This is a genomic window from Ruegeria sp. BI11 (assembly GCF_056538005.1).
Map to the genome: position 1 here is coordinate 595,225 of NZ_JBQFSM010000002.1, position 18,488 is coordinate 613,712.

An 18,488-nucleotide genomic window follows, 5' to 3' on the forward strand; every position below is an offset into this window, starting at 1 on the left:
GCCCTGCTTTACTGGGTACGCACGAATTTGATAACCGGCTCTCCTGCGGCATCCAGAAAGGCCAGAGCATCGCCTTCGACCGCATAAGTGGTGACGCTCTGCAAGGCTTGGAAGAATTGCCGCTCGACCTCTTCCAAGGCCGGCGGGCAAGCCATCAGCGTGGCCGCCATATTGTCAGGGAATGCGATATTCGCACCGGAAATGTCGGCCTGCCCGTTGAACCGGTTGCAGCCACCGCTGCCGGAGAAGGCACCGTCTTGGGCAAAGTTAATCTCGGGGCGGCGCTCGGCCTCAATCGGTGAGCCATTCAGCGCGGCGGCTGTCCACCTTGTGTTGTCCAGCATGCTTCCCCCCTGCACCTGCACCAGCATAAGGTCTGCAGAATTCCCCGCCCCTTCGGTCAGAACCGGATAGGCCGTATCGGTGGTGAACAACAAGTCTTGCCCCTGACTGATCGAGGCCCGCACCACATAGCGGTGCCCGTCTTTGATCAACGCATCATCGAAAGTCAGCTCAAACTGAGCGGGCACGCTGTCCATAGCATACCGTTTTGCGGCAAGGGACACCGCCGGCGCATCCGCCAGGGAAACATCCTGAAGCTCAACATAAAGCGTCGCATCGGGTGGCACGGCAATGCGTTCACGATACGCTGCGGTTCCTGTTACGGTTCCAGCATGGCTTTGGCTGCCCAGAATAGTCAGGACAAGAGCGCAGGCTACGATGGCCTGGCCGAGCTTTGGAAATGGCATGACACAATCCTTTCACTTCCGTCTTGGTGAAAAGATCGTGGCTGGATCAGCATTTACAAGACCTGCCGATCCAGATCGGCGATTCCACGCCTGCCTTACAAGGGCCAGATCAGCGGGATCAACAACGACGCAAGCAGACCAACGGTCAAGTTGAGCGGAACACCAACCTTCATGAAGTCGACAAATCTGTACCCGCCCGGACCATAGACCATCATATTGGTCTGATACCCAATCGGCGTCGCGAACGAGGCCGAGGCCGCGACCATCACGGCCACCACAAGAGGGCGCGGATCAATGCCGACCGCTTGCGCCAGCCCTATGGCGATCGGTGTCACCACTACGGCCACCGCGTTGTTTGACACCAGCTCGGTCAGGACCGAGGTCAGCAGGTAGACAGCCCAAATGATCAGGAAAGGCGGCAATGCGCTGAGGCCAGGTGCAATCGCTTCGACAATCAGCGAAACGGCGCCGGATTTGTCCAATGCAGCTCCTATGGCCAGCATCGAGAAGATCAACGCCAGCAATCGGCCTTCGACAAAAGAGAATGCCTCATCCGCGTCGATGCACCGCGTGATTAGAACCACTGCAACAGCCAGAACCGACAGCAACAGGATCGGCGCGACACCAAGGGCGGCCAAAGCGACGATGCCTACCAGCGACCCGATCGCGATGGGCGCATGGCTGCGCCGGAACGCCCGCGCCGACGGTTGCGAAACATCGACCATACCCATGTCGGCGGCCAGCTTCTGAATGTCGGCAGGTGACCCTTCCAGCAGCAACGTATCCCCGACCCGCACCACCAGATCGTCCAGCTGACGTCCGATATTCTGGTTCCGACGGTGCACCGCCAACACATAAACACCATACCGACGCCGCAGACGCAGCGTGCCCAGCGTCCGGCCCACCATGCGGCAACCGGGGGTGATCAGAACTTCGACCGTCTTGGTTTCAACCGCCGAAACCTGATCGACGCGCTTCAGTTCCTTGTTGGTTTGCAAGCTCAGCAGTTCGGTCATCTCGGTTCGCAGAACGACGCGGTCGCCAAGTTTCAGCTCAACCCCTTTGAGGTTACGCCGTAACGAGTCATCCCCACGTATCACGTCGATCAGGCGCACGCCGGGGCGCTTGAAAAGCTGAACCCCTGTTACTTCGCGTCCGATCAGGTTGCTTTCGGGGGGGATGACGGCCTCGGTGAAGAACTTCATTTTGGACCGGTCGGACAGCAGCGTGGCCATGCTGTCCCGGTCCGGCAGCAGGCGCGGTGCGATAAAACGCAGGTAAACCATGCCATAGATCACCAGCGCGATGCCCAACGGAGTCACCTCAAAAATGGTGAAAGCGGTCATTCCCTGCGCCCGGGCCACACCATCCACCAACAGGTTGGTCGAGGTTCCAATCAGGGTCAGCGTGCCACCCAGAATTGCCGCATAGCTCAGCGGGATCAGCAATTTCGAAGCTGGCACATTCAACGTACGCGCGATCTGCACAAAAACCGGGATCATCACGACCACCACCGGGGTATTCGATACCACTGCCGAGGCCAGCACAACGAATGCCATAAGCAGCCCGATGGCAAAACGCGGGTTCACCTGTGCCTGCTTCTGCGCGGTCGAGGTAAACGCATCCAGTGCCCCGGTGCGCACAAGTGCCCCCATGATGATGAACATCGCCGCAATCGTCCACGGCGCCGGGTTTGACAGCACCGCCAACGCGCTCTGATAGGGCAAGATGCCCGTCACGAGCATGATGGCGACACCGCCAATGGCGACGACTTCGGTCGGGTAGGCCTCGCGCAGAAACATGACGAACATGCCCGCGACGACCATAAGCGCCAATATCGCGCTGCCTGTTTCTGTCAGTTGAAGGAATTGCATTCTTGGTATTCTGTCCGAACCCTGGCCTGGCTTGCGCGCCCGGCGGCCAGTTTCACGCATTGCGAGCGGCAGAGCAAGCCTGACATCGCCTTATTGCGGTCCGGCCTGCTGCAAACGTCCGCCAACGCGCACCATTTGAACAGACTTTGCCTGCCCGTTGCTGTCATCGGTCTCGACGAAGACACCGCTTAGCGTTGCCTCACCATTGGCCGGAGTGAAGCGCGCCTTGGGCATGCCGGTGATAAAACGGCGCATCGGCTCGACCTTGTCCATCCCGATCACCGAGTCATAGTCGCCGCACATCCCCGCATCTGTCAGATACGCCGTGCCACCCGGCAGGATCTGCGCATCTGCAGTCGGGACATGCGTATGCGTGCCGACCACAAGGCTGGCACGTTTGTCGCAATAATGGCCCATCGCCATTTTTTCGGACGTCGCTTCGCAATGCATATCCACGATGATCGCCTGCGCCTGCCCGCCACGCGGGTGGGATTTCAGAATGGGTTCAACGGCTGAGAACGGATCATCAAAGGGCCGCTTCATAAAGACCTGCCCCAGCACCTGCACCACCAAAACCTTACGCCCGCCCGACGCGGTATACAGCCGATGCCCCCGGCCCGGCGCGCCCTTGGCGAAATTTACCGGGCGCATGATACGCGGCTCATTCTCGATGAACTGCAGCATCTCTTTCTGATCGAACGCATGATCTCCCAGCGTCAGACAATCCGCGCCCGCGTCCAGTAGCAACTTGGCGTGATCGCCAGTCAGACCCATCCCGTTCGAGGCGTTCTCGCCATTGACCACAACGAAATCCAGCCGCCATTCGTCGCGCAGACGTGGCAGATGTTGCTGTATGGCCGTGCGTCCCGCGCGGCCCATGACGTCACCCAGAAAAAGTATCCTCATCCAACCTGTCCTAAGTGTGGTAATGACCAAGCACAAGTGATTAAGCTGCCTGCATAATCTGCCAAAGCCTTTAAAATAGGAGAATCTTGATGACTCGCACCCTTTTGGCCGTTGCTGGCCTGTCAGCACTTGCTGCCTGCGACGAAACCCCAACGACCGATTCCACCACTCAGCTGGCAAATCCGGCGGCGACCTATTGCATCGACAGCGGTGCCCAATATGAGATCCGCGACGGTGACAACGGCCAAACCGGCGTTTGCATTCTGCCGGATGGGCGCGAAGTGGACGCGTGGGAGTTCTTCCGTGAGAACAATCCGGGCTGAGGCAATCAGGTCGAGAAGGTCAGAACCCGACTTTCGGTAATCACCATATCCAGCGGCTGATCCGTGGGCTCCAACGGCAGCCCTTCGGCCTCTTGCGCGTCAAAGGCAAAGCCAATGGCCAGCGTCGGACGCTTGGCGCGCAACCCCTGCAGCGTGCGGTCATAAAAGCCGCCGCCGTAACCCAGCCGCCCGCCCTGCGCATCGAAAGCGACCAGCGGCACGATCAGGATCTCGGGGTCGAAGTAATCGTCGACCTCGGGCACCATGGCCCCGAACGGGCCGTCTTTCAGCGCGCCTTCGGGCGTCCAGCGCGAAAATTTCAGAGGCTGACCTGCGGCCTGGATAACCGGCACACCGACCGGACCATAAGCCGAAGCCTCGGCCATCGCCGCCACCGGATCAATCTCGGTGCGGATCGGCATGTAGCCAGACAAGGGTACGCCGCGATGACCTGCCAACACTTCGGACAAGCGCCCCGCCGCTCCGGGCAAACGGGTGTCAAATGCAGCCTTGCGGCGCGCAAAAGCCGCCTTGCGCGCGGCGGCTTTGATTTCGGTAAGGTCGGTCACAGTAGCACCACGCTGGCAAGCCCAAGGAACAGGAAGAACCCCATGACGTCCGTTGTGGTTGTCACAAAGGTGCCGGATGCAAGCGCCGGGTCAGCGCCCAGTCGGTCCAGCACCACTGGTACTACCGTACCGATGAACCCGGCGATGATCATGTTCACGACCAAGGCGGCACCGATCACGACACCCAGCATCGCAGAATCGAACCACATCATCCCCACAGTCCCCAAAACGATGGCGAAACACAGGCCGTTCAGCAGCCCCACCAACAATTCCCGCCGGATCACGCGCAACACGTTCGAACCCGTAAGGTCGCGCGTCGCAAGCGCCCGCACTGCAACTGTCAGCGATTGAGTACCCGCATTCCCCCCCATCGACGCCACGATCGGCATCAAAATGGCCAGCGCGACCAACTGATCAATCGCCGCTTCGAATTGCGAGATCACCAGCGAGGCGCAGATCGCTGTGCACAGGTTCACCGCCAGCCACGGCAGACGCCGTTTGCTGGTCGCGGCAACGCTGTCGGACAGCGAACTTTCATTGCTGACCCCGGCAAGGTGCAGCATGTCCTCTTCGTATTCCTCATCCAGAACAACCATCGCGTCGTCGATGGTGATCACACCGACTAGCCGCCCGTCACCGTCGACCACAGGTGATGAGATCAGGTGATATTGGTTGAACGCATAGGCCACGTCCTCTTCGTCCTGATCGACGGGGATGGTGTGAAACTCTTCTTCGGCGATGTCGTGCAGCGGTACCTCGCGCCGGGCGGCCATCAGCTTGCCCAGCATAACCTGCGCCACCGGTTTCAGCCGGGGATCGACCAAAACAACGTGATAGAACTGTTCGGGCAGGTCATCATTGGCCCGCATGAAGTCGATAGCCTGCCCAACGGTCCAATGTTCGGGCGCCATGACAACTTCGCGCTGCATAAGGCGACCAGCCGAGTTTTCAGGATAAGACAGTGCCTGTTCTGCTGCGATCCGCTCAGAATCCTCAAGCGCGTCCAGGATGGCCTCTTGCTGTGGTTCTTCCAGATCTTCCAGCAGGTCAACGACGTCGTCGCTCTCCATGTCCCGCACGGCGTCGGCCAGAACGTCTGGGCGCAGAACTTCGATGACCTCTTCGCGGATGGCTTCGTCCAGTTCCGACAGGATGTCGCCGTCGAATTCCTTGTCGTACAGACGGATCAACTGGGCGCGTTCCTGGGGGCTGATCTGTTCCAGAAGGTCAGCGATGTCCGCGGCGTGCAGCGGGTCCATCAACTGGATCAGCTTGTCGCGATCGTCTACCTCGACCGCGTACAGGATGTCTGCCACAGTTTTGCGATCCAGCGCATAGACGTCTTCGTCACTTGTGGACTCATTTACGGGTTCATCAAAGCCTGTCGTCATGTCTGCCCCCGTTTCGCGCGCTCATTGCCCCCTAATTAGAAGAAGCAGCTACCGGAAAACAATGACAATGCGCCGATTTACCGACAAGTTTCACCCGCCTATGCTGTTTCACAGTCCCACACAGGCGGAGATGGATGAAAATGGCGAAAAAAACGCTGCTGAAAGGGCGCGTCTTGAGCTTCACTGGTTCTCCCTTTGAAGGCGAACCAACCGAGGCCGTCAAAATCAGCGAGGCTGTTCTGATCGAAGACGGTCGCATATCTGCGGTTGCAGACGCCGACAGCCTGCGCGCGACCCACCCTAACGCCAGCGTCGTGGATCACGGTCAGAAGGTGATCATGGCGGGATTCGTCGACGCGCATGTACACTATCCTCAAACCGCAATGATCGCGAGTTGGGGTAAACGCCTGATCGACTGGCTGAACACCTACACCTTCCCCGAAGAGATGAAGTTCGGCGATTCGTCCTATGCCTCTGAAATCGCCAACCGCTACCTTGAACTGACAAGCGCGCACGGTACCACGACAATGTGCAGCTTTTGCACCATCCATCCCGAAAGCGTTGATGCGTTTTTCACCGCTGCTCAACAGCGAAACCAACGGGTTGTGGCGGGCAAAACCTGCATGGATCGCAATGCGCCCGAGGGGCTGCGGGACACGGCACAAACGGGTTATGATCAGTCCCAGGTGCTGCTTGAGAAATGGCACGGCATCGACCGACTATCCTATGCCATCACTCCGCGCTTTTCGCCCACCTCCACGCCAGAACAACTCGAAGCCATGGGCGCGCTTTGGGCCGAGTATCCGCATTGCCTGATGCAAACTCATCTGAGCGAGCAAACTGATGAGATCGCCTGGGTCCGCGAGCTATTCCCCGAGGCGCGCGACTATCTGGATACCTATGAAAAATTTGGCTTGCTCGGGTCAAACGGCCTTTATGGCCACGTCATTCATCTTGAGGCCCGCGAACGCGATCGCCTGCGCGAAGTTGACGCGGCGCTGGTCCATTGTCCGACCTCGAATACTTTCATTGGCTCTGGTCTGTTCGACATGAACGGTTTGATGCGGGATGGTCATCGCGTCGGGCTGGCGACGGATACCGGTGGTGGGTCCAGCTTTTCGATGCTGCGGACGATGGCTGCGGCTTATGAAATCGGACAGCTGCGTGGAACACCTCTGCACGCGGCGCAGCTACTGTGGCTCAGCACTGTCGGATCAGCGCGCACGCTTCGGCTGGACGATTGCATCGGCAACGTGGCAGCGGGGATGGAGGCCGATCTGATCGTGCTCGACCTCGCCTCTACCCCTGCCATCGCCCAGCGCGAAGCCTGCGCCGAAGACCTGTGGGAGGCCATCTTCCCAACCATCATGATGGGCGATGACCGGGCGATCACAGAGGTCTGGATCGCCGGTCAGCGCGTTTCTAATTAGACTTGCAGCGCGCGAGCCAGCTGGTTCTGCCTTTCGATCACACGAGGCATGTCCAAAGTGATGACATGCCCATCGCGCACGATCTGGCGGCCCTCGACAAACAGGTGTTTGACATTCTGCGGCCCGGCCAACAGCAAGGCCGCCGGGTCCCAACTGCCCGCGCTTTCGATCCCACTTGTGTCCCAAATCGCGATATCGGCGCGTTTCCCGGGCTCCAGACGTCCACAGTCGGGACGGTTCAATACGTCGGCACCACCGCGCGTCGCAATCTCCAGCACTTCGCGCGACGACATGGCGTCTGCACCGTTTGCGACCCGCTGCAGCAACATAGCCTGTCGCGCCTCGAGGATCAGGTTGCCGCTATCGTTGCTCGCCGAACCATCCACGCCCAAACCAACAGGCACACCCTGATCTCGCATCGCGCGTACAGGCGCGATACCCGAGCCCAGACGGCAATTGGAACAGGGACAATGCGCGACACCGGTTTGGGTTCTAGCGAACAAGTCAATCTCAGCGCCATCCAGCTTGACGCAATGGGCATGCCAGACGTCTGGGCCGGTCCAGCCCAAATCCTCGGCATACTGCCCAGGACGGCAACCAAATTGGGACTGCGAATAGGCGATATCCTCATCGTTTTCCGCCAGATGGGTGTGCAGCATAACGCCCTTATCCCGCGCCAGAATTGCTGCATCGCGCATCAGGTCACGGCTAACGGAAAAAGGCGAACACGGCGCCAGCCCGACCCGGCACATTGCGCCCTCGGTTGGGTCATGAAACGCATCGACCACGCGGATCATGTCATCCAGAATCGCCTGCTCTTTTTCTACCAAGGCGTCTGGGGGCAACCCTCCGTCGCTTTCTCCGATACTCATCGCGCCGCGCGTCGGATGAAAACGCAATCCGATCTCTGCAGCGGCGGCAATGGTGTCGTCCAGCCGCGCACCGTTGGGATACAGGTAAAGATGGTCGGAACTAAGCGTACAGCCAGATAGCGCCAGCTCGGCCAAACCGATCTGGGCCGAGACAAACATTTCTTCGGCCCCAAACCGGGACCAGATAGGATAAAGCGTCTTGAGCCAACCAAACAGCAGCGCATCCTGCCCACCGGGCACCGCGCGGGTCAGGCTTTGGTAAAGGTGGTGGTGGGTATTCACCAGCCCCGGCGTGACGACACATCCTTTAGCGTCATGCACCTCTGCGGTTGTTTGCAGCCCGTGGCCGATCTGGTCGATCTGTCCATCACGGATCAGGATATCAGCACCAGAAAGTTCACGGCGTGCATCATCCATCGTCAGGATAGTGTCTGCGTTCTTGATCAGGATTTCGGTCATATTGCCCTCCTTGCATCCGCCCGTTTCGTGCAAGAAGGCAAGGGCTGGCGGAAAACGGGCATAAGAACCAGCCGGGCAGAGATTACCCGACCAGCCTTAACCCGACAACCTGTTTCAGCAATTGCGCAGAAGTTCCAGCGCCGCCGCATGCAATTCAGCATTTGCCGCAGCCAGCACCCGCCCGCCTTCATGGGCCGGCCGACCTTGCCAATCTGTCACGATACCGCCTGCAGCCTGGATCACCGCAATCGGTGCCTGTACATCATAGGCATTCAGGCCCGCCTCGATCACCAGATCAACCTGGCCGGCCGCCAGCAGAGCATAAGCATAGCAATCCATGCCGTACCGGGTCAGTTTCACTTGTTGGGCCACGGCCTCGAACCCGGTCCGTTCTTCGGGGGTGCCGACTTCGGGGAAGGTTGTGAACAAAACCGCCTGATCCAGACTGGAGGTCGCGCGCGTCTTCAACGGCATTGTCCCGGTCGGACCGGTCGCCTTCGCTACGTCCACTGATCCAACAAAACGCTCTCCTATATAGGGCTGGTCAATAACGCCCAAGAATGGGCCTTCTTGATTGCTAAGCGCTATCAGCACGCCCCAAGTAGGTGTGCCGCTAATAAAGCCGCGCGTGCCATCAATCGGATCCAACACCCAAGTCCGGCCTGAGCGACCCCGAACTTGGCCGAACTCCTCACCAAAAATCCCGTCGTCGGGGCGGTGAAGGGCCAGAACCTCGCGCATGGCTTTTTCCGCATTCCGATCCGCTACCGTAACCGGATCGAAGCCTTCAGCCAGCTTGTTCGAAGTTTCAAGGTTAGCTTGTCTGAAAAACGGAAGAATGGCCGCGCGTGCCGCGTCGGCCATTTCTTCGGCTACTTCCAGATCGCTTAAAGTAGTCTCTCGCATGCGTTACCCGTGCGGTTCGCACGTAACAGAGTCAACCCCCGTTTGATCAGGCGACGTCGCTCAGGACCCGGGCAAGTTCAAACAGGCGGCGTCGTTGATTTTCCGGAATCGCATAGTAAGAGCGCACCAGATCCAGAGCTTCCTTGTCCCCCATCAGATCGGCCGGAACTGATTTCTTGCCAGTTGCATCTTTTTCCGCCTCTTCCAGGCCTTCGAAGAAAAAGCTGACAGGAACGTCCAATGCCTCGGCAATGTCCCACAGGCGCGACGCGCTGATCCGGTTGGCGCCTGTCTCATATTTCTGAATCTGTTGAAACTTAATACCAACCTGTTGCGCCAACTGCTGTTGGGTCATGCCAATCAGCCAGCGGCGATGCCTGACGCGTTTGCCCACATGGACATCGACGTGATGGGTCATTGGTATTCTCCTCTTAACTACACACACAACTAATTCGGGTGTGCGACATGCATGTACTACCGCAACACTAGCGAGCCGCCCTTAATCACTCCCTAATGAGGAACATGCCCCCCCAAATCAGCACCTGGGGTAATATTGCGCTTTTTGGGCTTTTTTTCAAGGAGGTTGAATCTGTTTCACCGGGCACAGGACTATGGTTGTACCTGCCGTAAGGTAAGCTTTCCCTGCCATTTTGCGCGTTGCAGGTACGAGGTGACGGGTAAGAGATTGACAATCCCCGCCCGGCACGAGCCTATGCGCCAAACCACAGGAGCGCGACCATGCTAGCCTATAGAATTTCATCCCAGGGCGAGACCGCCCGTCTTTGCGATGTTGATGTGCCTGTCCCGCAAGAAGGGCAGGTCCGCGTCGCGATTAAGGCGTGTGGTTTGAACTTCGCCGATCTGCTGATGCAGAAAGGGACCTATCAGGATACGCCGCCCGCGCCGTTCACTCAGGGAATGGAGATTGCTGGTGTGGTAGAAGCAACGGGTCCTGGCGTTGCGCAACTGAAACCCGGTGACCGGATTGCGGTCTATTCAGGACAGGGCGGCTTGGCGGAGTTCGGGGTATTTGATGCGGATCGCGCGATTCCTCTGCCCGATTCTGTCAGCTTCGAAGATGCTGCCGCGATTCAGATCGCTTATGGAACCAGCCACCTCGCCTTGGATCACCGCGCCCACCTGCAACCCGGAGAAACCTTGCTGGTCACCGGCGCGGCAGGTGGAGTTGGCCTAACGGCGGTCGAGATCGGCAAGCTGATGGGCGCAACTGTGATTGCCCAAGCGCGTGGAGCGGACAAATTGGCCGTCGCTCAGGCCGCAGGGGCGGATCACCTGATCGATGCGTCCGAGGATTTGCGCACTCGGGTCAAGGAACTGGGCGGGGCAGACGTGGTTTATGACGCCATCGGCGGCGATGTGTTCAAAGCAGCGTTCCGCGCCACCAATCCCGAGGGCCGCCTGCTGCCCATCGGCTTTGCAGGCGGAGACGTACCGCAGATTCCCGCCAATCACCTATTGGTCAAGAACCTGACCGTGATCGGCTTTTACATTGGCGGCTACCTGACGTTTCGGCCGCAGATCGTGCGCGACAGTTTTGACACGCTGTTTCATTGGTGTGCCGAGGGACGGATTAAGCCCCATATAAGCCATGTGCTACCACTGACCGAAGCAGAGAAAGGCCTGCAGTTGCTGCGCGACCGCACAGCAACCGGCAAGGTCGTTATTACCCCTTAACCGACCACGGCCTTCAGGGGCGCACTGCCCAGTATGCGGAAATTCTGCCGAACTAACGCCGCCAGCGCCTCGACCAGTGGGCCACGTCCGGTTTCACCTCCGTACAGGTTGATCATATGTGCAGGCAGGTCGGGCAGCACGCCGCCATCGTCGATCTGAACCAAATGCGCGGCCTCAGTTCCGTCGAGCATGGCGTGGACAGCCAGGTCAGCGGCGACGGTCGCCTCGATGGTGCGGTCATTTTCGGTTTCAACCGACAGCTCCCACGGGATGCCAGCCTCGTCCAAGGCCGCGATGACCTGCGGCCGGAACATGCAGCGGCGGCCAAGTGCAATGGGAATTGGCCGCTTGCGCCACGCCGATCCACCCGGTGCCCCGATCCAGCGCAACGGCAATTCGGCGATGGTTTCGGCCCCGCCGCCCGCGTTTGCCTCGGTCGTGAGGATCAGATCACACTCGCCACGCTTGAACATTTCCTTCAATTGCATCGTGTACGAGGACACAAGCTGAACCCGCACCCGTGGGAAATCCACGTTGAACCGTTGCAGAACACGTGGAATCGCCGGGTAAACGATGTCGTGTGGTACGCCCAGAACAACTTCGCCCTCAAAAGCCTGATCGGTGAGTTTCGAGATCACCTCATCATTCAGAGCAATCATTCGGCGGGCATATGCCAACAGCTGCTCTCCGGACGCGGTCAGCGCGATGGTTCGGCCGCTACGATCTAGCAGTTCCAGGCCCAATAGCTCTTCCAGACGCTTCAGCTGCATTGAAACGGCGGATTGCGTCAGGTGCAGGAAACCGGCTGCACGCGTTACGCCGCCCTGATCCGCCACAGCAACAAATGACCGCAGTGTCGTAATGTCCAAATTCCGCATGTTCACGAATCCTTATGCATCACTTCAAAAACATTCATTTTCAAAATGTCTCATAGTGCGCCATATAAATCAAGGAACTTGATGAGATGGCAAAAACTCATCGAGGATCAACGAAAGGACAAAGATTATGACCCAAATTGCGATCCAAAGACCTTGCCCGCCCCGCCGCCGCTTTGGCCTGACCATGTTGCTGGATGCGTTTTCGCTGCGCCGTCAACGTTGCACTCTGGCAAGGTTGGATGCCCGCGCGCTGGAAGATATCGGAATCACCCGCGAGCAGGCCGAAGCCGAAGCTGCCCGACCCATCTGGGATGCACCGGAATTCTGGCAAAAATGAATCTGACACCCATGTTTTCTTGCTGAATGGCGACCCGCTGCCGCAGGTCGCCATTTTGTTGCGTGTTTTAATCGGTTTCCGTCTCTAAACTCTTGAAACACAGCCCGCAGTTGCCGATATTTGCTGGGAACGGGGTCTGGGTTTCGGACCGCGAAAAGAATTATGTGAAGGGAGACCCTTTAATGGCACAATTTGACACGATCCGGACGGCGGCCGGCGCGCGCGCTGCCCAGATTGACGAGGGCCTGCGCGCCCATATGAATAAAGTCTACGGCACGATGTCCGTGGGCATGCTGATTACTTTTGCAGCAGCCTGGGCGATCGCCGGTCTTGCAACAACAACTGACCCGTCAGCGGCCGCAGCGCAGTTGAGCGAGGGCAAATACCTGACATCGTTGGGTTACACCCTGTTCGCGTCACCGCTGAAATGGTTGATCATGTTCGCCCCGCTGGCGTTTGTCTTCGGCTTCAGCGCCGGTATCAACCGCCTGTCCGCAGCGGGTGCACAGACGGTTTTCTATCTCTTTGCCGCCGTTATGGGTGTGTCCATCAGCTGGATCTTTCTGGTCTTTACCGGACAGTCGATCATTCAGGTGTTCCTGATCACCGCAATCGCATTTGCGGGGCTGTCGCTGTACGGGTACACGACGAAAAAGGACCTGTCCGCGATGGGCACGTTCCTCATGATGGGCGTAATCGGCCTCATCGTAGCGATGGTCGTCAACATCTTCCTGGCGTCTTCCGCTATGGCATTTGCTATCTCGATCCTAGGCGTGCTGATCTTTGCAGGTCTGACGGCCTATGACACGCAGAACATCAAGAACACTTACCTTCAGATGGCCCATTCGGGCGATCAGGAATGGCTGGGCAAAGCCGCTATCATGGGTGCGCTGAGCCTGTACCTGGACTTCATCAACATGTTCATGTTCCTGCTGCAGCTGTTCGGCAGCCGCGAGTAAGGCAAAAGCAACATTGAACTTCAAAGGGCGGGCCTTTTCGGACCCGCCCTTTTCTTTTGAAAGGTGGGAAAGCAACCTCTACACTCTGAGATCATTAAGACCGGCACATGCAAAAAGGCCCCGTCCGAATGACGAGGCCTTAGAAAACACAAAGAAAAAACTCTAGCTGCAGTTCAGTGGCACCGCAAAACCCGAGCTTCTGCCGGAAGATCCTTTGCGGAACACATCACCCGCGGACAGGCAGCCAGTAAACTGCTCAACATTTTGGCCAAATCTGGCACCGATTGCATTGTCGACGCGTGTGCTGTTGTTCGGGGTGCGTAAAACACCGTACAGGGTGCCGTTCACCTTGACGGTGCTAAGGTGCAGGTTTGTATCTTGCCCAGTCAGAACCACCGAGTCGGTATCGCTACGCCCACCATTGTCGATGGCGACACGGGCAACTTTCTCTAGTTCGGATTGATCCGTCGTGACCGCTAGAGTGGGAAGAACAGCCAGTTCAGCTGGCACATTGGTCGCAGGTGGAAGGAAGCTCACGGCACCCGGCGCATCCGACAGCGTGCTGGGCTCACCATCGATACCCGTGAAACCGATGCCTTGACGGTTATACGGATCTTCGCAGGCCGCTAGGGCCAGTATGATCGTAGAGGAAAACAAGATTTTTTTCATGACGGCCAACATTTTGGAACGAGTTGTTGAAGCGTAGAGGCAAGCTCTTCAAAAAAGCAACCCGTCGACGATCCGATTGCACCGACCTCTGATGCTTCGTTGCAACGGCACGTAACGCCACACGCGTCCTACCCTGCAAGGCACAAGCAAAGAAAAAGGGCTCTGCCGCGGCAGAACCCTTTGAAACTGTCCAAGCTGGACGGCAGATTACTTAATCTTGCCTTCCTTGTACTCGACATGCTTCCGAGCGACCGGATCGTACTTACGAATGGTCATTTTCTCGGTCATGGTGCGAGCGTTTTTCTTGGTCACGTAGAAGTGGCCCGTGCCCGCGGTCGAGTTCAGACGGATCTTGATTGTCGTCGGCTTCGCCATGGTTATCTCCTGCGTCCGGAAAGGCAGGGGCCTTTCGGTTGAATTCCTATGAGCGTGCGCTTTTACCCGGTCGCGCAGCCGAGTCAACCGGATTCCGCCCGCAAAGCACACAATTCCTGCCTTTGCGCCCTCGCCCGGTTTGGAGCGATCACGGTTCTGTGATAAGGTCCCGCCATTCTATCCCGCAAAGAAGCCGACAACAGGCTCATATTTCGAAACGGCAGCACCAGGCGAAACCCTCTGTGAGCAGAGGTTTTAAGCATGTTTTTGGGGGCTATCATGACGGAATGGGAAATTCAGGGCGAGGAATTGGCCAATTGTAACTGCAACTTTGGTTGTCCGTGCCAGTTCAGTGTTCTTCCAAGCCACGGCAATTGCGAGGCCGTCGTCGTGTTCGATATCGAATCCGGGCACTATGGCGACACCGATCTTGCCGGAGTGCGCGCGGCTGGCGTGTACCACTGGCCCGGCCCTATTCACGAGGGCAACGGCCAGATGCAGTTGGTCATTGACGAAAGCGCCAGCGCCGATCAGCGCGCCGCTATTGAGGCCATCATGAAAGGTGAGGACACCGACGAGATGGCGACCATGTGGTACGTATACAGCGCCATGGCCCCGACAAAACATGAAACTCTGTATGCTCCGATTGAGCTGAAATGGGACCGGGACGAGCGCGCTGGGTACGCCAAGGTTTCCGGTGTCTTCGACGTAGAGGTCAGCCCGATCCCGCATATCGTTTCGGGCATGCCGCACCGGGCCTCGATCCAACTGCCCAATGGGTTTGAGTATCGTCATGCCGAGGCAGCTTCGGGGACGGCCAAGACAACGGGCGGCGCAATTAGCCTGACCTTTGACGCGACACACGCGCATCTGGCGCATCTCAACATCTCAGGTCACGGGGTCCTCGGCGCGTAGCGGGGGTTGAAATGAGCGCATCCCCTCCCCGACCCGGAGTAGTTGACCGGGTGCTGCGGCGCGACAGTGGCATCGTTCTGTTCTGTGTTCTGCTGATCATTCTGGGCGCGTCTTGGTATACGATTGCGGGCATCGGTATGAACATGTCCGCCATCGACATGACCCGGATGGCCGGTCCGATCGGCGAGCCGATGCGCATGGCGGCTGAGGCACGCTGGACCCCGGTCTACGCCATACTGATTTTCCTGATGTGGTGGGTCATGATGATTGCCATGATGACAACCAGCGCTGCGCCAACCGTGCTGTTGTACACGGCTATCAAAAGGATGGGGCCAGACAAATCGCGGGCGTCGCATCTCAGCCTGATGTTTCTGGCAGGCTATCTGGTCGCCTGGGCAGCGTTCAGCATCCTCGCAACCGGGGCGCAATGGGGGCTGGAAAGCATCGGTCTGTCTGATGGGCCGATGATGACAATCCATTCAAAGTTTTTCGCTGGCTGTGTCCTGATCGCTGCGGGATTGTATCAGATGTCCAGTCTCAAAACCGCCTGCCTGCGCCATTGCCGCAGCCCGGCCCAGTTCCTGGCGGATCACAACCGGCCCGGTGCCTATGGTGCGTTTCGTACCGGTGCGCTGCATGGCGTGTTTTGTCTTGGCTGCTGCTGGGCACTGATGCTGCTGCTGTTCGTGGGCGGTGTGATGAACCTGTACTGGATCGTCGGCATCGCCGTTTATGTCGCGTTGGAAAAGCTGATTCCACGAGCGCGGTGGCTTGTTCCGCTTACAGGTCTGGCACTGATCGTTGCGGGCATTTGGCTGGTCGCAGACCCGTTTTTCGCGACAGGCTGAATTACGCATAAAGGCCAAAGGACCGGCCAATTTTCGGGTCCTGCATAAACTTTAAACAGGAGGTAGACATGCCAATTTTCATTACTTACGCGTCCTATTCGCAGGATGGTGTCAAAGGAATGTTGAAAAAGCCCGTGGACCGTTCGGGCGCGGTCAGGGCACTGCTGAAGAAAGCTGGCGGCAAGATGTTGGCGTTTTACATGACCACGGGTGACAATGACGTGGTGGTCGTCAGCGAGTTGCCGGAAGGCACAGATGCCGTTGCGATCGGTATGGCCGTTGCAGCATCAGGCGCGGTGTCGAAGGTTGAAACCGTACGTGCGTGGAAGGCGAAGGACTTTGTCGCCGTGACCAAAAAGGCCGCCAAACTGACCGGAGCTTACAAAGCGCCGGGCCGGTAATCAGGAATACGCGCGGAGGGCCTGTAAGCCGGATCTTGTTCCGGGGTTGCCCCCTTCGATGACCATTCCTCTAGGCCGTGCATTGCTGCGCGACTCAAGCTGCCAACCCGGTCCCTCTCAGCCAAGACGCGCTTAGCGGCGGTATCGGCTGACGCCGACCGGCCCGCGCGGGGACCCTATTTGGCATTGCTCCCGGTGGGGCTTGCCGTGCCGCCGCTGTTGCCAGCGGCGCGGTGGGCTCTTACCCCACCGTTTCACCCTTACCCAGGACCGAAGTCCTGGGCGGTCTGATTTCTGTGGCGCTTTCCGTCGGGTTACCCCGCCCGGGCGTTACCCGGCACCGTTGTCTTGTGGAGTCCGGACTTTCCTCTCGGGCTTACGCCCCAGCGGCCATCCGGCCCTCCGCGCGGGGTCGTGGGTATGCTTTGGGTAGGGTGGCGTCAAGAGCAGATAGGGGGTGAAGGGGTCAGCCCCTTTTTGGCCTTCGGCCAATTTAACCCCGAGGTACTATTGGCCAGATGAAGAGCGGATCAGGTTTTTTTGGTCAATGGCGCAAGATCGTCCGGTTCCAATGGACCCTTGCCCCATGGGCGATACCTGAGGCGCACCGCTGCAAGTAGCGTGTCATCGTCCGCCTCGGCCGTGTAACCTGCGGCGTGCGCCAAGGCTTTGAACGATTGTATCGGGGTGTTGCCGAAGTCGTTTTGAGAGCGTCTTCCGGCAAGGTTCATATGTTCCAGCCGCTGCCACGGAAATCGTGCTCCGGGATCAGCTTTGCGCCCCGGTGCCATGTCAGAATGGCCAATGACATGTTCTGGGGGGATCGACCACCGGTTCATGATCTGACGCAGCAGAGATTCCAGCACGTCCAGTTGTGGCTCGGAAAAAGGGTGCGCGCCGGTGTTGTCCAGTTCAATCCCGATCGAACGGGAATTGATATCGCGCTGGCCGTGCCACTCGCCTGCACCGGCGTGCCATGCCCGATCCTCTTCCCGTACCATCTGCCAAAGCGTACCATCCCCACCAATCAGATAATGCGCAGATACTTCATGGGCGGGGTCACACAAACGGTCCAGCGCTGCCTCGGCGCTTTCCATTGCCGTATAGTGCAGTACGATAAACGATGGCGTCAGCCCATCCCTGCGCTCACCAAAATTGGGGGACGGGTGCCAGTTGGGTGTCAGTGGCTCAGTTGTTGACGGCACTGCGGAACGGGCTGGGATCCCAGCCACAAGCATAGCCATCACCATCCGGATCAAGACCCTTGCGGTCACGCTGAGGGCCGCCGCTGGACAGGAACTCGATCTGAGCCTGATCCGGAGACGGGAAACGGGCGCAATTGCGCTGAGCTTTGGCCTGAAGGTTCAAACCGGCGCGGCTGTAAAGCTTGGTTCCGACCGGGTTAGATGTGTTCAGCGCGTATTGCACGATATTGGGCTGGCCGTACGTTCCGCGTTCCGGGACGGTGGTCGGCGCAACCACCTCATAGGTCTGGCGGTTCTGTTCGATCAACGCTGCATCGGATTCGATGGTGCGGCGGTCAGAGACCGCTCCGAAATCCTGTTCGTCTGAAATCCCGTTGTTGATGGGGTCTTCGACCGGCGACGGTGCTGGTGTGATCGTGCTTTGCCCGGACGTGTTTGCCAGCGCGGCCGCCGTCTCCGAAGCGAGGTCGGCATTTTCGCCGGTCGGCAACGGGGCAACAGCACCGGGCGCACCCAGCTGCTGTTCAGACACTTCGGCAGGGCCAAGCAGAGGGTTGCCCGTATACCCTTGCCCGGCCAGCTGCGCCTCGCGCTGTGCTTGATAGGAAGGCGTGTTGAAATCCGTGCCACCTATCGGGGCCACCGTATTACAGGCGGCCACGAACCCGATTGCGGGGATCAGAAGCATAAAGCGCATCCAGCTGCTCCGTCTTTCGTTGTCTTGCCT

Annotated in this window: 21 protein-coding genes and 1 other RNA gene; 8 read left to right on the forward strand and 14 right to left on the reverse strand. The window is 58.6% G+C overall.

Annotated features, from left to right (window positions below; translation table 11 throughout):
• Positions 1-8: 8 nt before the first annotated feature.
• The 3 genes from ACR0DT_RS07785 to ACR0DT_RS07795 all read right to left on the reverse strand — a co-directional run bounded on the left by ACR0DT_RS07785 (position 9) and on the right by ACR0DT_RS07795 (position 3,529).
• Complete coding sequence (locus tag ACR0DT_RS07785; RefSeq protein WP_480710161.1) at positions 9-749, reverse strand: YbaY family lipoprotein; 741 nt, start codon at positions 747-749, stop codon at positions 9-11.
• Between the two features lie 95 nt (positions 750-844).
• Positions 845-2,623 (reverse strand): SLC13 family permease, encoded by a 1,779-nt coding sequence (locus tag ACR0DT_RS07790; RefSeq protein ID WP_480710162.1) that lies wholly within the window; start codon positions 2,621-2,623, stop codon positions 845-847.
• Between the two features lie 90 nt (positions 2,624-2,713).
• Entirely contained in the window at positions 2,714-3,529 is an 816-nt protein-coding gene (locus ACR0DT_RS07795; RefSeq protein ID WP_480710163.1) for a TIGR00282 family metallophosphoesterase, read from the reverse strand.
• 89 nt (positions 3,530-3,618) lie between these two features.
• Between ACR0DT_RS07795 and ACR0DT_RS07800 the strand changes: the two genes are divergently transcribed.
• On the forward strand, positions 3,619-3,852 hold the full coding sequence (locus ACR0DT_RS07800) for a putative hemolysin (protein WP_480710164.1): 234 nt from the start codon (positions 3,619-3,621) through the stop codon (positions 3,850-3,852).
• Positions 3,853-3,857: 5 nt separating this feature from the next.
• Here the strand turns inward: ACR0DT_RS07800 and ACR0DT_RS07805 are convergent, their stop codons facing one another.
• Positions 3,858-4,421, reverse strand: a complete 564-nt coding sequence (locus ACR0DT_RS07805) for a 5-formyltetrahydrofolate cyclo-ligase (protein ID WP_480710165.1) — start codon at positions 4,419-4,421, stop codon at positions 3,858-3,860.
• Positions 4,418-5,812, reverse strand: coding sequence for a magnesium transporter (gene mgtE, locus ACR0DT_RS07810; RefSeq protein ID WP_480710166.1), 1,395 nt, complete (start codon positions 5,810-5,812; stop codon positions 4,418-4,420). The genes ACR0DT_RS07805 and mgtE overlap by 4 nt, the downstream gene beginning before the upstream one ends.
• 140 nt (positions 5,813-5,952) lie before the next feature.
• Between mgtE and guaD the strand changes: the two genes are divergently transcribed.
• Positions 5,953-7,242: a guanine deaminase gene (gene guaD / locus ACR0DT_RS07815; protein ID WP_480710167.1), complete on the forward strand. Its 1,290-nt coding sequence runs from the start codon at positions 5,953-5,955 to the stop codon at positions 7,240-7,242.
• On the opposite strand, the gene ACR0DT_RS07820 is transcribed toward guaD, so the two are convergent.
• The 3 genes from ACR0DT_RS07820 to ACR0DT_RS07830 all read right to left on the reverse strand — a co-directional run bounded on the left by ACR0DT_RS07820 (position 7,239) and on the right by ACR0DT_RS07830 (position 9,897).
• On the reverse strand, positions 7,239-8,573 hold the full coding sequence (locus tag ACR0DT_RS07820) for an 8-oxoguanine deaminase (RefSeq protein ID WP_480710168.1): 1,335 nt from the start codon (positions 8,571-8,573) through the stop codon (positions 7,239-7,241). The genes guaD and ACR0DT_RS07820 overlap by 4 nt on opposite strands.
• A gap of 114 nt (positions 8,574-8,687) precedes the next feature.
• Complete coding sequence (gene hisN, locus ACR0DT_RS07825) at positions 8,688-9,479, reverse strand: histidinol-phosphatase (RefSeq protein WP_480710169.1); 792 nt, start codon at positions 9,477-9,479, stop codon at positions 8,688-8,690.
• A gap of 46 nt (positions 9,480-9,525) precedes the next feature.
• Entirely contained in the window at positions 9,526-9,897 is a 372-nt protein-coding gene (locus ACR0DT_RS07830) for a helix-turn-helix domain-containing protein (RefSeq protein WP_480710170.1), read from the reverse strand.
• Between the two features lie 320 nt (positions 9,898-10,217).
• Here ACR0DT_RS07830 and ACR0DT_RS07835 point away from each other — a divergent pair, with 320 nt between their 5' ends.
• Positions 10,218-11,174 carry an NADPH:quinone oxidoreductase family protein gene (locus tag ACR0DT_RS07835; protein WP_480710171.1) on the forward strand — a complete coding sequence of 319 codons (957 nt, stop codon included), beginning with the start codon at positions 10,218-10,220 and terminating at the stop codon, positions 11,172-11,174.
• On the opposite strand, the gene ACR0DT_RS07840 is transcribed toward ACR0DT_RS07835, so the two are convergent.
• The gene (locus ACR0DT_RS07840; protein WP_480710172.1) at positions 11,171-12,052 is read right to left on the reverse strand and encodes a LysR family transcriptional regulator; all 882 of its coding nucleotides are present in this window, start codon (positions 12,050-12,052) and stop codon (positions 11,171-11,173) included. The two genes, ACR0DT_RS07835 and ACR0DT_RS07840, sit on opposite strands and share 4 nt — an antisense overlap.
• Positions 12,053-12,179: 127 nt before the next feature.
• Between ACR0DT_RS07840 and ACR0DT_RS07845 the strand changes: the two genes are divergently transcribed.
• Positions 12,180-12,389, forward strand: a complete 210-nt coding sequence (locus ACR0DT_RS07845) for a DUF1127 domain-containing protein (RefSeq protein WP_480710173.1) — start codon at positions 12,180-12,182, stop codon at positions 12,387-12,389.
• 182 nt (positions 12,390-12,571) lie between these two features.
• The gene (locus tag ACR0DT_RS07850; protein ID WP_480710174.1) at positions 12,572-13,348 is read left to right on the forward strand and encodes a Bax inhibitor-1/YccA family protein; all 777 of its coding nucleotides are present in this window, start codon (positions 12,572-12,574) and stop codon (positions 13,346-13,348) included.
• A gap of 162 nt (positions 13,349-13,510) precedes the next feature.
• Here ACR0DT_RS07850 and ACR0DT_RS07855 read toward each other — a convergent pair whose 3' ends face one another.
• Positions 13,511-14,017, reverse strand: a complete 507-nt coding sequence (locus tag ACR0DT_RS07855) for a hypothetical protein (protein ID WP_480710175.1) — start codon at positions 14,015-14,017, stop codon at positions 13,511-13,513.
• Positions 14,018-14,224: 207 nt separating this feature from the next.
• Complete coding sequence (gene rpmG / locus ACR0DT_RS07860) at positions 14,225-14,392, reverse strand: 50S ribosomal protein L33 (protein ID WP_010441901.1); 168 nt, start codon at positions 14,390-14,392, stop codon at positions 14,225-14,227.
• A gap of 279 nt (positions 14,393-14,671) precedes the next feature.
• Between rpmG and ACR0DT_RS07865 the strand changes: the two genes are divergently transcribed.
• The 3 genes from ACR0DT_RS07865 to ACR0DT_RS07875 all read left to right on the forward strand — a co-directional run bounded on the left by ACR0DT_RS07865 (position 14,672) and on the right by ACR0DT_RS07875 (position 16,556).
• Positions 14,672-15,307: a DUF1326 domain-containing protein gene (locus ACR0DT_RS07865; protein WP_480710176.1), complete on the forward strand. Its 636-nt coding sequence runs from the start codon at positions 14,672-14,674 to the stop codon at positions 15,305-15,307.
• A gap of 11 nt (positions 15,308-15,318) precedes the next feature.
• Entirely contained in the window at positions 15,319-16,155 is an 837-nt protein-coding gene (locus tag ACR0DT_RS07870) for a DUF2182 domain-containing protein (RefSeq protein ID WP_480710177.1), read from the forward strand.
• Between the two features lie 68 nt (positions 16,156-16,223).
• Positions 16,224-16,556, forward strand: a complete 333-nt coding sequence (locus ACR0DT_RS07875; RefSeq protein WP_480710178.1) for a GYD domain-containing protein — start codon at positions 16,224-16,226, stop codon at positions 16,554-16,556.
• Between the two features lie 8 nt (positions 16,557-16,564).
• On the opposite strand, the gene rnpB is transcribed toward ACR0DT_RS07875, so the two are convergent.
• The 3 genes from rnpB to ACR0DT_RS07890 all read right to left on the reverse strand — a co-directional run bounded on the left by rnpB (position 16,565) and on the right by ACR0DT_RS07890 (position 18,458).
• Positions 16,565-16,962: RNase P RNA component class A (gene rnpB, locus ACR0DT_RS07880), an RNA gene on the reverse strand.
• Positions 16,963-17,086: 124 nt separating this feature from the next.
• A complete protein-coding gene (locus tag ACR0DT_RS07885) occupies positions 17,087-17,794 on the reverse strand; it encodes an N-acetylmuramoyl-L-alanine amidase (RefSeq protein WP_480710179.1) in 708 nt (235 codons plus the stop codon).
• A complete protein-coding gene (locus ACR0DT_RS07890) occupies positions 17,745-18,458 on the reverse strand; it encodes a hypothetical protein (protein WP_480710180.1) in 714 nt (237 codons plus the stop codon). The genes ACR0DT_RS07885 and ACR0DT_RS07890 overlap by 50 nt, the downstream gene beginning before the upstream one ends.
• Between the last annotated feature and the right edge of the window lie 30 nt (positions 18,459-18,488).

Excerpts from the sequence above, each read along its gene's own strand:
- ACR0DT_RS07865 (WP_480710176.1), top strand. The coding sequence starts at position 14,672 with ATGACGGAATGGGAAATTCAGGGCGAGGAATTGGCCAATTGTAACTGC.
- ACR0DT_RS07840 (WP_480710172.1), bottom strand. The coding sequence starts at position 12,052 with ATGCGGAATTTGGACATTACGACACTGCGGTCATTTGTTGCTGTGGCG.
- ACR0DT_RS07850 (WP_480710174.1), top strand. The coding sequence starts at position 12,572 with ATGGCACAATTTGACACGATCCGGACGGCGGCCGGCGCGCGCGCTGCC.
- ACR0DT_RS07845 (WP_480710173.1), top strand. The coding sequence starts at position 12,180 with ATGACCCAAATTGCGATCCAAAGACCTTGCCCGCCCCGCCGCCGCTTT.
- ACR0DT_RS07835 (WP_480710171.1), top strand. The coding sequence starts at position 10,218 with ATGCTAGCCTATAGAATTTCATCCCAGGGCGAGACCGCCCGTCTTTGC.
- ACR0DT_RS07870 (WP_480710177.1), top strand. The coding sequence starts at position 15,319 with ATGAGCGCATCCCCTCCCCGACCCGGAGTAGTTGACCGGGTGCTGCGG.
- ACR0DT_RS07785 (WP_480710161.1), bottom strand. The coding sequence starts at position 749 with ATGCCATTTCCAAAGCTCGGCCAGGCCATCGTAGCCTGCGCTCTTGTC.
- ACR0DT_RS07800 (WP_480710164.1), top strand. The coding sequence starts at position 3,619 with ATGACTCGCACCCTTTTGGCCGTTGCTGGCCTGTCAGCACTTGCTGCC.
- ACR0DT_RS07795 (WP_480710163.1), bottom strand. The coding sequence starts at position 3,529 with ATGAGGATACTTTTTCTGGGTGACGTCATGGGCCGCGCGGGACGCACG.
- ACR0DT_RS07855 (WP_480710175.1), bottom strand. The coding sequence starts at position 14,017 with ATGAAAAAAATCTTGTTTTCCTCTACGATCATACTGGCCCTAGCGGCC.
- ACR0DT_RS07885 (WP_480710179.1), bottom strand. The coding sequence starts at position 17,794 with ATGCTTGTGGCTGGGATCCCAGCCCGTTCCGCAGTGCCGTCAACAACT.
- ACR0DT_RS07790 (WP_480710162.1), bottom strand. The coding sequence starts at position 2,623 with ATGCAATTCCTTCAACTGACAGAAACAGGCAGCGCGATATTGGCGCTT.
- ACR0DT_RS07830 (WP_480710170.1), bottom strand. The coding sequence starts at position 9,897 with ATGACCCATCACGTCGATGTCCATGTGGGCAAACGCGTCAGGCATCGC.
- ACR0DT_RS07820 (WP_480710168.1), bottom strand. The coding sequence starts at position 8,573 with ATGACCGAAATCCTGATCAAGAACGCAGACACTATCCTGACGATGGAT.
- guaD (WP_480710167.1), top strand. The coding sequence starts at position 5,953 with ATGGCGAAAAAAACGCTGCTGAAAGGGCGCGTCTTGAGCTTCACTGGT.
- ACR0DT_RS07890 (WP_480710180.1), bottom strand. The coding sequence starts at position 18,458 with ATGCGCTTTATGCTTCTGATCCCCGCAATCGGGTTCGTGGCCGCCTGT.
- mgtE (WP_480710166.1), bottom strand. The coding sequence starts at position 5,812 with ATGACGACAGGCTTTGATGAACCCGTAAATGAGTCCACAAGTGACGAA.
- hisN (WP_480710169.1), bottom strand. The coding sequence starts at position 9,479 with ATGCGAGAGACTACTTTAAGCGATCTGGAAGTAGCCGAAGAAATGGCC.
- rpmG (WP_010441901.1), bottom strand. The coding sequence starts at position 14,392 with ATGGCGAAGCCGACGACAATCAAGATCCGTCTGAACTCGACCGCGGGC.
- ACR0DT_RS07875 (WP_480710178.1), top strand. The coding sequence starts at position 16,224 with ATGCCAATTTTCATTACTTACGCGTCCTATTCGCAGGATGGTGTCAAA.